Origin of the sequence: Pseudomonas cremoricolorata DSM 17059 = NBRC 16634, from assembly GCF_000425745.1 — a bacterium.
Lineage (GTDB): Bacteria > Pseudomonadota > Gammaproteobacteria > Pseudomonadales > Pseudomonadaceae > Aquipseudomonas > Aquipseudomonas cremoricolorata.
This window is the reverse complement of record NZ_AUEA01000013.1, coordinates 108952-122755: the sequence shown is the minus strand read 5'-3', so window position 1 is coordinate 122755 and position 13804 is coordinate 108952. Positions and strand designations below refer to the sequence as shown.

Annotated in this window: 11 protein-coding genes; 9 read left to right on the top strand and 2 right to left on the bottom strand. The window is 64.3% G+C overall.

What is annotated here, in order from left to right; all coding sequences use genetic code 11:
* Positions 1-109 precede the first annotated feature (109 nt).
* Together H618_RS0115915 and H618_RS0115910 are read right to left on the bottom strand one after the other, a co-directional pair.
* The gene (locus tag H618_RS0115915; protein ID WP_028696016.1) at positions 110-670 is read right to left on the bottom strand and encodes a response regulator transcription factor; all 561 of its coding nucleotides are present in this window, start codon (positions 668-670) and stop codon (positions 110-112) included.
* Positions 670-1926 carry an ATP-binding protein gene (locus tag H618_RS0115910; RefSeq protein WP_028696015.1) on the bottom strand — a complete coding sequence of 419 codons (1257 nt, stop codon included), beginning with the start codon at positions 1924-1926 and terminating at the stop codon, positions 670-672. Before H618_RS0115910 ends, H618_RS0115915 begins: the two co-directional genes overlap by 1 nt.
* Positions 1927-2130: 204 nt before the next feature.
* Here H618_RS0115910 and H618_RS0115905 point away from each other — a divergent pair, with 204 nt between their 5' ends.
* From H618_RS0115905 to H618_RS0115865, 9 genes are all read left to right on the top strand, one after another.
* Positions 2131-2844: an SIMPL domain-containing protein gene (locus tag H618_RS0115905; RefSeq protein WP_028696014.1), complete on the top strand. Its 714-nt coding sequence runs from the start codon at positions 2131-2133 to the stop codon at positions 2842-2844.
* Between the two features lie 327 nt (positions 2845-3171).
* Positions 3172-4797, top strand: a complete 1626-nt coding sequence (locus tag H618_RS0115900; protein WP_028696013.1) for an ABC transporter substrate-binding protein — start codon at positions 3172-3174, stop codon at positions 4795-4797.
* A 172-nt stretch (positions 4798-4969) separates the two neighbouring features.
* Positions 4970-6559, top strand: a complete 1590-nt coding sequence (locus H618_RS0115895; RefSeq protein ID WP_028696012.1) for an ABC transporter substrate-binding protein — start codon at positions 4970-4972, stop codon at positions 6557-6559.
* Positions 6560-6710: 151 nt separating this feature from the next.
* Positions 6711-8087, top strand: a complete 1377-nt coding sequence (locus H618_RS0115890) for an OprD family porin (RefSeq protein WP_028696011.1) — start codon at positions 6711-6713, stop codon at positions 8085-8087.
* 69 nt (positions 8088-8156) lie between these two features.
* A complete protein-coding gene (locus H618_RS0115885) occupies positions 8157-9752 on the top strand; it encodes an ABC transporter substrate-binding protein (protein WP_028696010.1) in 1596 nt (531 codons plus the stop codon).
* 94 nt (positions 9753-9846) lie between these two features.
* The gene (locus tag H618_RS0115880) at positions 9847-10857 is read left to right on the top strand and encodes an ABC transporter permease subunit (protein ID WP_028696009.1); all 1011 of its coding nucleotides are present in this window, start codon (positions 9847-9849) and stop codon (positions 10855-10857) included.
* Positions 10858-10865: 8 nt separating this feature from the next.
* Complete coding sequence (locus H618_RS0115875) at positions 10866-11792, top strand: ABC transporter permease subunit (RefSeq protein ID WP_049870404.1); 927 nt, start codon at positions 10866-10868, stop codon at positions 11790-11792.
* A gap of 10 nt (positions 11793-11802) precedes the next feature.
* Positions 11803-12771, top strand: coding sequence for an ABC transporter ATP-binding protein (locus H618_RS0115870; RefSeq protein WP_028696007.1), 969 nt, complete (start codon positions 11803-11805; stop codon positions 12769-12771).
* Positions 12771-13739 carry a peptide ABC transporter ATP-binding protein gene (locus H618_RS0115865; protein WP_028696006.1) on the top strand — a complete coding sequence of 323 codons (969 nt, stop codon included), beginning with the start codon at positions 12771-12773 and terminating at the stop codon, positions 13737-13739. The genes H618_RS0115870 and H618_RS0115865 overlap by 1 nt, the downstream gene beginning before the upstream one ends.
* Positions 13740-13804 lie beyond the last annotated feature (65 nt).

Here is a 13804-nt window from a genome sequence, read left to right as displayed (position 1 = left end):
GGCGGAATGAGGGCGCTAATCATACGCCAGCGGCCAGGAATTGCGGTTTCTCCCAGACGATAAAAAGGCAGTTCCCGCGTAGGAACTGCCTGATATGCCAGCGCAGCGCTCAGCGCCGAACCGGACGCTTCTGCAACTTGCGCTGCAAGGTACGCCGGTGCATGCCCAGCGCCCGCGCAGTGGCAGAGATATTGCCCTCGTGCTCGGCCAGCACGCGCTGGATGTGCTCCCACTGCAAGCGGTCGACCGACATCGGGTTGTCCGGCACCAGGGTGTCGAGGTTGGCGTGCTCGGACAGCAATGCCGCCAGCACGTCGTCGGCATCGGCCGGTTTGCACAGGTAGTTGCAGGCACCGCGCTTGATCGCCTCGACCGCGGTGGCGATGCTCGAATAGCCGGTCAGCAGTACCACGCGCATTTCCGGATCGAGCTCGAGCAGCTTGGGCAACAGCACCAGCCCCGAATCGCCTTCCATCTTCAAGTCGAGGGTGGCGTAGTCGGGCAAGTCGCGCTTGGCCAGCTCATAGCCTTCTTCAGCAGAGGCTGCGGTGCTGACGCGAAAACCGCGGCGGCTCATGGCCCGAGCCATCACTCGGGTAAAGGTGGCGTCGTCGTCCACCAGCAGCAGGTGGGGCAGCTCTTCGCCTTCAACCTGGATTTCATCGCTCATCATTGCTCTCCTCGCGTGCCGTAGGGCAGGCGCAGTTCGGTCAGGGTGCCGCCCTGGTCATGACTATAGAGTTTCACCGAGCCGCCGGCACGCGTCACGCTGGCCTTGCTCAAGAACAGGCCGAGGCCGAAGCCTTTGCCTTTGGTGGTTATGAAGGGTTTGCCGATGGCCTCGGCGATGGCCGGGGGCACACCCGGCCCATGGTCGCGGATGCTGATCAGGATGTCCTGCTCGTTCCAGTCCAGGTAGACCTGCAGGTCGTCCGGACACGCATCGGCGGCATTGTTCAACAGGTTCAGCAGCGCCTGGGTGAGGTCGGGCGGCGGCGCCAGACGCGGCACCACGCCATCGCGCAGGCGCTGGAAACGGTAGCTGGTTTCCGGGCGCATCAGGTGCCAGCGGTTGAGCGCCTCGTCGAGCCAGGCGGTGACGTCCTGCTCGAGGATGTCCATGCGCCGGTTGGCCTCTGCCGCACGCACCAGCTGTTGCAGGCTGTGCTTGCACGACTGCACCTGGTCCTGCAGCACGGCGAGGTCTTCCTGCAGTTGCGGGTCGCGATGGTCCTGGCGCATTTCGTTGAGCAGCACGCTCATGGTCGCCAGCGGCGTGCCCAGCTCGTGGGCGGCGCCGGCGGCCTGGGTGGCGACGGCCAGCAGTTGCTCGTCCCGCAGGCTGTCTTCGCGACGCTCGGCACGCATCTGCTCGGCGCGGCGCAGTTCTTCGGCCATGCGCGCAGCGAAGAAGGTGATCACCGCAGCGGCCAGGGCGATGCTCAGCCACATGCCGTAGACCTGCATCTTGTCGCGCGCCATGGGCAGGTCTTCGAGGGGGTAGAACTGCACCAGCAGCAGGCTGTAGGCGGCCAGGGCAATGCCCGAGAGCACCAGTGAATACAGCCACGGCAAGGTCACCGCGGCGATCGCCAGCGGCACCAGGTAATAGGACACGAACGGGTTGGTCGAGCCGCCCGAGTAATACAGCAGCGCACTGTGGATCAGCAGGTCGCAGGCCAGTTGCAGCGCGTACTCGAGTTCGGTGACCGGCAGCGAAAGGCGCAGCCGCAAGGCGGTGAAAGCGCACAGCAACGACGACAGCGCCAGGGTCAGGGCCAGCGACAGCCAGGGCAACGGCAGCAGTTCGGTCCAGTAGGCGACGCCCACCGACCCGGCCTGGGCGGCCAGCACCAGCACCCGAATGACGGTCAGGCGCCAGAGGTTCTGACGGGTAGCGGACAACGGATGTACGGCGGCGAGCATGAGCTCTCCTGAGGGCAACGGCGGGGAAAAACACGCGGAGTATACCGAAATGGCGCTGCGCCCTGAAGCGATGCGGCAAAGCGCCACACTTTGATACAGCTGCGTGATGGCACTTTTGAACCCGGTTCGCTGTCGTCGGTCTGATTGGCCAGGTGCGCAACCCATAGCGCCCAACCGAGCGCTGTCAACACCAAGGAGCCACACATGCACATGCCCCGTCGCAGCACCGCTGTGATTCTCACCTGCGGCCTGCTGGCCAGCCTCCCCGCGCTGGCCGCGGACGAGCCACGCTACAACCAGGTATCGCTGCGCGCAGAAGTGAGCAAGGAAGTCGCCCGCGACCTGATGGTCGTGACCTTGTACAGCGAAGCGCAGAACACCGACCCCGGCAAACTCGCCAAGCAGATCACCGAGACCATGAACAAGGCCGTGCAACAGGCCCGTGACGTCAAGGACGTGAAGATCAGCCAGGGCAGCCGCAACAGTTACCCGGTCTACGACAGCAAAGGGCAGAAGATCAGCGGCTGGCGCGAACGCGCCGAACTGCGCCTGGAAAGCGCCGACTTCCCCGCCCTGTCCAAGCTCACCGGCGAGCTGCTGCAAGACCTGAAGATGGGCGGCATGGACTTCTCCATCGCCCCGGCCACGCGCAAGGCCAGCGAAGATGAACTGCTCAAGGAAGCGGTCAACGCCTTCAAGGCCCGTGCCCAACTGGCCACCGAGGCACTCGGCGGTTCGGGTTACAAGGTGGTCAACCTCAACCTCAACAGCAGCGGCTACCCGCGCCCCTACCTGCGCAGCGCGCCGATGGCGATGAAAGCCATGAGCGACGAAGCGGCGCCAGCACCTGACATCGAGGCCGGCACCAGCGAAGTGACGCTCAATGCCGACGGCCTGATCGAAATCCAGATGCCCTGACCGTTAGTACTCGACCCAGGTCGCGCAAGGTGACCTGGGTCGCTTATCGGTACTAATTCCTACAGCGGTAGCAACCCCTGCCTACACGCACTTAAGCTCCTTCCCACGCTTCGAAAAACCTTGAATATGTTGCCATTTTCGGCAAATTCGCCCATTTAAACCTGCAAAGCCGCACGAAGTTACATCGATGCGACATTGATGTACGTTCGTTCCACCTTTTCGCCCTCATTCGCTCATTCGGCGTTGCAATGCCTCCGACCCTGGACAAGTATCCGGTGGCGGCTCACGAGGCCATCTCCTCCGAAAAATGACAAGAATGAGGCCACCATGCTCAAACATGCAGTCATCCCGCTCGCGCTCGCCACCGGCTTTCTGATCGCCAGCCCAAGCGCCTTCGCAGCTTCCAACCTGGTGTTCTGTTCCGAAGGCAGCCCGGCTGGTTTCGACCCGGGCCAATACACCACCGGGACCGATTTCGATGCCTCGGCCGAGCCGCTGTTCAACCGCCTGACCCAGTTCGAACGCGGTGGCACCCAGGTGATACCGGGGCTGGCCAGCCGCTGGGAGGTGTCCGACGACGGCAAGATCTACACCTTCCACCTGCGTGAAGGGGTGAAGTTCCACCGCACCGACTACTTCACCCCCAGCCGCGAATTCCAGGCCGATGACGTGCTCTTCACCTTCAACCGCATGCTCGACGCCGAACACCCGTTCCGCAAAGCCTACCCCAGCGAGTTCCCCTACTTCACCGACATGGGCATGGACAAGAACATCGTCCGCGTCGAGAAACTCGACGAGCACACGGTGCGCTTCACCCTCAACCAGGTCGACGCCGCCTTCATCCAGAACCTGGCAATGAGCTTCGCCTCGATTCATTCGGCCGAATACGCCGAGCAGTTGCTCAAGCAGGGCACGCCGGCAGACATCAACCAGAAGCCGATCGGCACCGGCCCGTTCGTCTTCAGCCGCTACCAGAAAGACGCGCTGATTCGCTTCAAGGGTAATCAGGACTACTGGAAGCCCGATGACGTCAAGCTCGACAACCTGATCTTCGCCATCACCACCGACCCCTCTGTGCGTATCCAGAAGCTGCGCAAGAACGAATGCCAGGTCACATTGTTCCCCCGCCCAGCCGACCTCGAAGCGTTGAAGAAAGACCCGAACCTGCAGATGCCCGAACAGGCCGGCTACAACCTCGGCTACATCGCCTACAACGTGATGGACACCCTCAAGGGCAGCGATCAGCCCAACCCCATGGCCCAGCTCAAAGTGCGTCAGGCGCTGGACATGTCGGTGAACAAGCAGCAGATCATCGACTCGGTGTACCAGGGTGCCGGGCAACTGGCGGTCAATGCCATGCCGCCGACCCAGTGGTCCTACGACACCAGCATCAAGGACGTACCCTTCGACCCGGTCAAGGCCAAGGCGCTGCTCAAGGAGGCCGGCATCAAGGAAGGCACCCACATCAGCCTGTGGGCCATGCCCGTGCAGCGCCCCTACAACCCCAATGCCAGGCTCATGGCGCAGATGCTCCAGGCCGACTGGGCGAAGATCGGCATCAAGGCCGATATCGTCAGCTACGAGTGGGGCGAATACATCAAGCGCTCCAAGGGCGGTGAGAACGGCGCCATGCTGATCGGCTGGAGTGGCGACAACGGTGACCCGGACAACTGGCTCGGCACCCTGTTCGGCTGCGACTCGCTGAGCGGCAACAACTTCTCCAAGTGGTGTTACAAGCCCTACGACGACCTCATCAAGCAGGCCAAGGCCACCTCCGACCAGGCCCAGCGCAGCGCGCTGTACCAAAAGGCCCAGCGCATCCTCAAGGAACAGGTGCCGATGACACCCATCGCCCACTCCACGGTGTACCAGCCCATGAGGAAGTCGGTGCAGGGCTTCAAGATCAGCCCGTTCGGCCTCAACTCGTTCTATGGCGTCGGCATAAGCGAGTAGCCGCAGACTGGGGGCTTGGGAAGCGTTACGCCCGGCCTTGGAGATTTCCTCTCTCATCCGCGTGCAGTGCATGCGACCGTGCCGCTACCAGTTTTCCCTTGATGAAGCCTGGCCTGCTGCCGGCGCATGCCCACGCGTGCAACGGACTCATCGATTTGGGCAAGGAGTTGTCATGCGTTTGATCCTGCTATGCGCTGTGCTTGGCGCAGGTCTGCTCAGCCACAGTGCCGCAGCACTGGCCAACAGCCTGGTGTTCTGCTCTGAAGGCAGCCCCGCGGGCTTCGACACCGCGCAGTTCACCAGTGCCACCGACAACGACGCCAGCGCGCCGCTGTACAACCGCCTGGTGGAATTCGAACGCGGCGGCACTGCCGTGCAACCGGCCCTGGCCACCCACTGGGAGGTCTCGGACGATGGCCTGCGCTACACCTTCCATTTGCGCGAAAAGGTCAGGTTCCACAGTAACGCCGCCTTCACCCCGAGCCGCGACTTCAATGCCGACGATGTGCTGTTCAGCTTCCGCCGCATGCTCGACAAACAGCACCCGTTCCGTTTGGCCTACCCGACCGAGTTCCCCTATTTCGTCAGCATGGGCCTGGACCGCAACATCCTCGCCGTCGACGCCATCGACCCACTGACCGTCACCTTCACCCTGGCCCAGGTCGATGCAGCGTTCATCCAGAACCTGGCGATGAGCTTCGCCTCGATCCTTTCGGCCGAATACGCCGAGCAACTGCTGGGCAAGGGCAGCCCCGCCGACATCAACCTCAAGCCCATCGGCACCGGGCCGTTCGTGTTCCAGCGCTATCAGAAGGACGCGCAGATCCGCTACCGCGGCAACCGCGAGTACTGGGCACCCGAGCAGGTCCGCCTCGACACCCTGGTGTTCTCGATCAACGTCGACCCGTCGGTGCGGGTGCAGAAGCTGCGCCGCAACGAGTGTCAGGTCACCCTCAACCCGCGCCCCGCCGATCTGCCCCAGCTCAAGGCCGAACCTGCGCTACAGGTGCTGCAGCAAGCCGGTTTCAACTTGGGCTATATCGCCTACAACACCGAGCGCGCGCCGTTCGACCAGCTCAAGGTGCGTCAGGCACTGGACATGGCAGTGAACAAGGCCGCGATTCTGCAGGCGGTGTATGGCGAGGCCGGGCAACGGGCGGTCAACGCCATGCCGCCGACCCAATGGTCGTACGACGCGAGCATTGAGGATGCGCCGTTCGACCCGGCCAGGGCCAAGTCCCTGCTTGCCGAAGCCGGGGTCGAGCCGGGGCATGAAATCACCCTGTGGGCGATGCCGGTGCAACGGCCCTACAACCCCAACGCCAAGCTCATGGCGCAGATGCTCCAGGCCGACTGGCAGGCCATCGGCCTGACCGTGCGCATCGTCAGCTATGAATGGGGCGAGTACCTCAAGCGCCTGAAAAACGGCGAGCACGACATCGCCCTGGTCGGCTGGACCGGCGACAACGGTGACCCGGACAACTGGCTCGGCACGCTGTACAGCTGCGCCGCCATTGGCAGCAACAACTATGCCCGCTGGTGCGACGGTGAATACGACCAATGGGTCGAGCAGGCCAGGCGTGTCACCGACCCGGCCCAGCGCACCGCGTTGTACCAGCGTGCGCAGCAGCGCCTGAAACAGCAGGTGCCGATCACCCCAGTGGCGCATTCCACCGTCAATCAGCCGATTCGGCGCACGGTGCTCGATTTCCAGGTCAGCCCGTTCGGCCGCAACACCTTCTCCGGCGTCAGCACCGAATAACCCTTCACCCAGCTCCGGGAGTGGCCGCGCCACTCCCGTGGCGGCGTGCACCCGAAATTTGCCTACAGGGCGCACCGAACCCGTTTCGCAACACCCTGCCGCACCCACCCCGCCCTGCCAGGCGGGTCATAACGAGAAAGGAGCATTTACCTTGAAGACAGCCAACACCGCACTGGCCCTGGCCTTGTGCACGTTCATCCCCCTCGCCCACGCCGAGCCGATCAGCCAGGAGCCGCTCTCGGTACAACTGGCAAGCGCTTCGGCGCAAGCCGAGGCGCCGGGCTTCATCGCCGGTCAAAGCGTGTCGGGGAGCACGCGCAACTGGTATGGCCGCGAGCATTCGGCGCGCGGACCGCTGTGGCGCTACTACAAGGCCGACGGCACTCGGCACGACAGCCACAGCCGCGAGAACTGGGTACAGGGCACCGTGCTCAACTACAGCTCGGGCTTCACCCAAGGCACGGTCGGCTTCGCTCTGGAAGCGGCCGGCTACCACGCCCTGGCCTTGCAGCAAGGGCGATCGCGGGTGGCCGGGCCGAACAACCGCACCCTGACCCACAGCGACGGCGACGTCATCGCCCAGTGGAGCAAGCTGGGCCTGGCCAACCTCAAGGCGCGAGTGTCCAACACCACCCTGACCGCCGGACGCCATAGCGTCGACACGCCGGTGATCGCCTACATCGGCAACCGCGCGCTGCCCTCGAGTTTCCAGGGCCTGAGCGTCAACAGCGCCGAATTCGACAACCTGACCTTCGATGCCGGCACCTTCGACCGCGTGTCGCCGCGTACCGAGCAGAGCCTGAGCAAGTTTCGCAGTGAATACGGCGCCGCCGGCGTCGAGACCGATCGGGTAAACATGTTCGGCCTCAATTACCAGCCGCTGAAAAGCCTGACTACCAGCCTGTATGCCGCCAACGTCGAAGACTTCTGGAACCAGTACTACTTTGGCGCCAGCCACAGCCTGGGTGACAGCGACGTGCTCAGCCTGGCCACTGGCCTGAACTACTACAAGACCGTCGACAGCGGCCGGCAGAAGCTTGGCGAGATCGACAACGATGCCTACAGCCTGTCGCTGGGCCTGACCCATCAGGCGCACACGTTCTCGGTGGCCTGGCAGCAGATCAACGGCAACGAGTACTTCGATTACCTGCACGAGACAAACGGCATCTTCCTCGCCAACTCGCTGATGTCGGACTTCAACGGACCCAATGAAAAGTCGCTGCAGTTCTCCTACGTGCTGAACATGGCACCCTTCGGCGTGCCGGGGCTCAAGTTCAACCTCTACAAGGCCCGCGGCTGGGGCATCGATGGCACCCATTACCGCGGCAATGGCTACGACGTGCGCGGCATGCAAGGGGAAAACCACTATGAGTACGGCTTCGGCACCAGCTATGCGGTACAGAGCGGGCCGCTGAAAAATACCGCCATTCGCGCCACCTACAGCGCTCACCGCGCCAGTGCCGGTCAGGCCGATGGCAGCCTGGACGAGTTCCGCGTGGTCACCACGTTGCCGTTCAGCCTGCTCTGAGGCTGGGTGCCACGGCCTGCGTGGCAGGCCGTGGCAGCTATTCTGCATCTCGTCACCCTTGGAGTTCCCATGAAGACGCTAGCCCGCAATGCCCTACTGATGACCCTGCTGCTGGGCCTGGCCGATCAGGCGCTGGCCAAGCCGCTGGTGGTCTGCACCGAAGCCAGCCCGGAAGGTTTCGACACCGTCCAGTACACCACCGCCGTCACCGGCGACGCGGCGGCCGAAACCCTGTTCAACCGCTTGGTGGAATTCGTCCCTGGCACCACCGAGTTGCAACCGGCCCTGGCCGAACGCTGGTCGATCAGCGACGACGGCCTGGTGTACACCTTTCACCTGCGCCGAGGCGTGCAGTTTCATCGAACCGCCTGGTTCAGCCCCAGCCGTGAACTCAATGCCGACGACGTGCTATGGAGCTTCCAGCGTCAGCTCGACCCCAAGCACCCCTGGCACGACAAGGCCAGCATCGGCTTCCCATACTTCGAAAGCATGGGCTTCGGGCAACTGATCCGCTCGGTGGAGAAAACCGACGACTACACCGTGGTGTTCACTCTCAACCGTCGCGAAGCGCCGTTCCTGCATGACCTGGCGATGGGCTTCACCTCCATCTATTCGGCCGAATATGGCGACCAACTGCTGGCCGCCGGCAAGACCGCCGAGCTCAACAGCAAGCCGATCGGCACCGGGCCGTTCGTGTTCCAGCGCTACAGCAAGGATGCCCAGGTGCGCTATGCCGCCAACCCCACCTACTTTCGCGGCAAACCGCCCGCCGAGGCGCTGATCTTCGTCATCACCCCAGACAACAACGTGCGCCTGCAAAAGTTGCGCGCCAACGAATGCCAGGTGGCGCTGTACCCCAAACCTGAAGAGGTACCGGCCATCGAAGCCGACCCGCGCCTGAAAGTCGCCGGTATCGAAGCGATGGTCACCAGCTATGTGTCGCTCAACACCCAACGCCCATGGCTCAACGATGTGCGTGTGCGCCAGGCGATCAACATGGCCGTCGACCGCCAGGCGCTGGTCGAGCAACTGTTCGGCAAGGGCAATGCGCTGCCTGCGGTCAACCCCTATCCGCCGACGCTGATGGGCTACAACGCGAGCCTGCACAGCCTGCCCCGCGACCTGCCCAAAGCCCGCGCGCTGCTCAAGGAAGCCGGCGTGCCCGACGGCACCACGCTGACCCTGTTCACCCGCAATGGCGGTGGCCCAAGCAACCCCAACCCCCGCCTGGCGGCGGAAATGCTCCAGGCCGACCTGGCGCAGATCGGTTTGCGCGTCGACATTCGCGTCATGGAATGGGCGGAAATGCTGCGCCGCGCCAAACGCGGCGAGCACGACATGGTCGCCGCTGGCTGGGCCGGCGACAACGGCGACCCGGACAACTTCCTCACCCCACTGCTGGGCTGCGAAGCGGCGAAGAATGGCGAAAACTATTCGCGCTGGTGCGACCCGCAATTCCAGGCGTTGATCGACCAGGCGCGGCGAATCATCGAACCCGCGCAGCGCGCGAAACTCTATGAGCAAGCGCTGGCGGTGTACGATGCCGCCCAGCCCTGGATCAACATCGCACACCCCAAGGTGTTCACTGCCCTGCGCGACAACGTCGAGGGCTATGTGATCAGCCCAACGACCAAGAACAACTTCGCCACTACCCAGGTGAAGTAAGACAGCACAACGACCGCCGGCCCCTATCCGGACCACCGGCGGCACTTGCCGTGACTGGCTGATCGCCGCACAGCCTGATGAGGTACCACTGACAATGCTGAGTTTTATCGCCCGCCGCCTGGGCCTGCTGATACCGACCTTTTTCGGCATCACCCTGCTGACCTTCGCGCTGATTCGCCTGATCCCCGGTGACCCGGTCGAGGTCATGATGGGCGAACGCCGTCTGGACCCTGAATTGCACGCTCAGGCCATGGAGCGCCTGGGCCTGAACAAGCCGCTGCCGGCGCAGTACCTGGACTACATCGGCAAGCTCGCCCAGGGCGATCTGGGTGAATCGCTGCGCAGCCGGGAGAGCGTGTGGAGCGAATTCACCACCTTGTTCCCGGCCACCGTCGAGCTGGCCTTCGCCGCCCTGCTGTTCGCCGGCATCGTCGGCCTGCTGGCCGGGGTGATCGCCGCGCTCAAGCGTGGCTCGTTGTTCGACCATGGGGTGATGGGCATTTCCCTGGCCGGCTATTCCATGCCGATTTTCTGGTGGGGCCTGATTCTGATCATGTTCTTCTCGGTGAGCCTGGGCTGGACCCCGGTGTCCGGGCGCAACGGCGTGCTGTTCGATGTCGAGCCGGTCACCGGCTTCATGCTCATCGACACCCTGCTCAGCGGTGAGGACGGCGCCTTCCTCGATGCCGTGCAGCACCTGATTCTGCCAGCCATCGTGCTGGGCACCATTCCGCTGGCGGTGATCGCCCGCATGACCCGCTCGTCGATGCTCGAAGTGCTGCGCGAGGACTACATCCGCACCGCCCGCGCCAAAGGCCTGTCACCGGCGCGGGTGGTGTTCATCCACGGCCTGCGCAATGCGCTGATACCGGTGCTGACGGTGTTCGGCCTGCAAATCGGCGCATTGCTCGCAGGCGCGGTGCTGACCGAAACCATCTTCTCGTGGCCGGGCATCGGCAAATGGCTGATCGAAGCCATTGGCGCGCGCGACTACCCGGTGGTGCAGAACGGCATCCTGTTGATCGCCTGCCTGGTGATCCTGGTCAACTTCGTGGTGGACATCCTCTACGGCCTGGCCAACCCACGTATCCGCCACCAGCGCTGAGGCCCGCCATGACCGACTCGACCGTAACCCCCGTGGCCGCCGCCAACGCCGTTGACCAGAGCCTGCTCTACCCCTCGCCCTACAAGGAGTTCTGGCACGCCTTCTCGCGCAACAAGGGCGCGGTGGCGGGCCTGGCCTTCATGTGCCTGATCGTGCTGTGCGCACTGTTCGCCCCCTGGGTAGCGCCGCACAACCCCAGCGAGCAATACCGTGATTTTCTGCTCACCCCGCCGGTGTGGCTGGACGGCGGCACCTGGCGCTTCGTGCTGGGCACCGATGAACTGGGCCGCGACCTGCTCTCGCGGCTGATCCAGGGCGCTCGACTGTCGCTGCTGATCGGCCTGTCGTCGGTGGTGCTGTCGCTGATCCCGGGCGTGCTGATGGGCCTGCTGGCCGGGTTCTTCCCGCGTCTGCTCGGCCCGTCGATCATGCGCCTGATGGACGTGATGCTGGCGCTGCCCTCGCTGCTGCTGGCGGTGGCCATCGTCGCCATCCTCGGCCCTGGGCTGATCAACACGGTGATCGCCATCGCCATCGTCTCGCTGCCCTCCTACGTGCGCCTGACCCGCGCCGCAGTGATCGGCGAGCTCGACCGCGACTACGTCACCGCCGCGCGCCTGGCCGGCGCCAGCCTGCCACGGCTGATGTTCGTCACCGTGCTGCCCAACTGCATGGCGCCGCTGATCGTGCAGGCGACCTTGAGCTTTTCCTCGGCGATTCTCGACGCCGCAGCGCTGGGCTTTCTCGGCCTTGGCGTGCAACCGCCGACGCCTGAGTGGGGCACCATGCTGGCCTCGGCACGCGACTACATCGAGCGCGCCTGGTGGGTGGTGAGCCTGCCTGGGCTGACCATCCTGCTCAGCGTCCTGGCAATCAACCTGATGGGCGACGGCCTGCGCGATGCGCTGGACCCGAAACTCAAGAACGCCGCCTGAGGAGCACACCATGCCGCTATTGCAGATCAACAACCTCAACGTGCGTTTCGGCGATGCCAGCGCTGTCCCGGTGGTCGATGGCCTCGACCTGAGCGTCGATGCCGGGGAAATCCTCGCCATCGTCGGTGAATCCGGCTCGGGCAAGTCGGTGACCATGATGGCCTTGATGGGCCTGATCGACGCCCCCGGGCGGATCAGCGCCGATGCCATGACTTTCAACGGCCTGGACATGCTTTCGCTGAGCCGGCGCCAGCGCCGCAAGGTGGTCGGCAAGGACATCGCGATGATCTTCCAGGACCCGATGACCGCGCTCAACCCCAGCTACACCGTCGGCTACCAGATCGAAGAAGTACTGCACCAGCATCTGGGCCTGAAGGGCCGTGCGGCGCGCCAGCGGGCGCTGGAGCTGCTGCAAAAGGTCGAGATCCCCGCAGCCGAGAGCCGCCTGGATGCCTACCCGCACCAGCTTTCCGGGGGCATGAGCCAGCGCGTGGCGATTGCCATGGCGATTGCCGGTGAACCACGCCTGCTGATTGCCGACGAGCCGACCACCGCGCTGGACGTGACCATCCAGGCGCAGATCATGGAGCTGCTGGTGAATCTGCAGCAGGCCCACGACATGGCGCTGATCCTCATCACTCACGACCTGGCGGTGGTCGCCGAGACCGCGCGCAAGGTCTGCGTGATGTATGCCGGGCAGGCGGTGGAACTGGGCCAGGTGCCAACCCTGTTCGAGCACCCAGCCCACCCTTACAGCGAAGCGCTGCTGGCGGCGATTCCCGAGCACAGCCTGGGCGCCGAGCGCCTGGCGACCCTGCCCGGTATCGTTCCAGGGCGCTATGACCGGCCCCAGGGCTGCCTGCTGTCACCGCGCTGCCCCTACGTGCAAGACCACTGCCGCGCGCAACGCCCGGCGCTGGAGGCTCAGGCCCATAGCCTGGTGCGCTGCTTCTATCCGCTGAACCAGGAGGTGGCGTGATGAGCGTCGTACTGACCGCGAACAACCTTACCCGCCACTACACGGTGTCACGCGGCCTGTTCAAGGGCTCGGCCGTGGTGCAGGCACTCAATGGCGTGTCGTTCGAATTGCAGGCTGGCAAGACCCTGGCCGTGGTCGGTGAGTCCGGCTGTGGCAAATCGACCCTGGCCCGCGCCCTGACCCTGATCGAACAGCCCAGCGCAGGCTCGCTGCAGATCGACGGGGTGGAGGTGGCCGGCGCCAGCAAGGCCGAACGCAAGCAGCTGCGCCGCGACGTGCAGATGGTGTTCCAGAGCCCCTACGCCTCGCTCAACCCGCGGCAGAAGATCGGCGACCAACTGGCCGAGCCGCTGCTGATCAACACCAGCCTGAACAAGACCGAGCGCCGTGAGCGGGTGCAGAAGATGATGGAGCAGGTAGGCCTACGCCCCGAGCACTACCAGCGCTACCCGCACATGTTCTCTGGCGGGCAGCGCCAGCGTATCGCCCTCGCCCGGGCGATGATGCTGCAACCCAAGGTGCTGGTGGCCGATGAACCCACCTCGGCGCTGGACGTGTCGATCCAGGCCCAGGTGCTCAACCTGTTCATGGACTTGCAGCAGCAGTTCAACACCGCGTATGTGTTCATCTCGCACAACCTGGCAGTGGTGCGTCACGTGGCTGACGACGTGCTGGTGATGTACCTGGGCCGGCCCGCCGAGATCGGCCCGAAGAATGACCTGTACGCCAAGCCGCTGCACCCCTACACCCAGGCCTTGCTGTCAGCGACACCGACCCTGCGGCCCGACCCGGAAAAACCCAAGCTGCGCATCGTCGGCGAACTGCCCAACCCGCTGAATCCTCCGTCCGGCTGCGCCTTCCACAAGCGCTGCCCGTATGCCACGGAGCGTTGCGCCAGCGAGGTGCCGCCGCTGCGTGCGGTGGATACCCGGCAGGTGGCCTGCCACTACGCCGAGCAGTTCCTCTAGGCGTTACACCAGAGGTAAAAACGACAAGGGCCGCTAAGCGGCCCTTTTCGTTATCAGTGCATGAA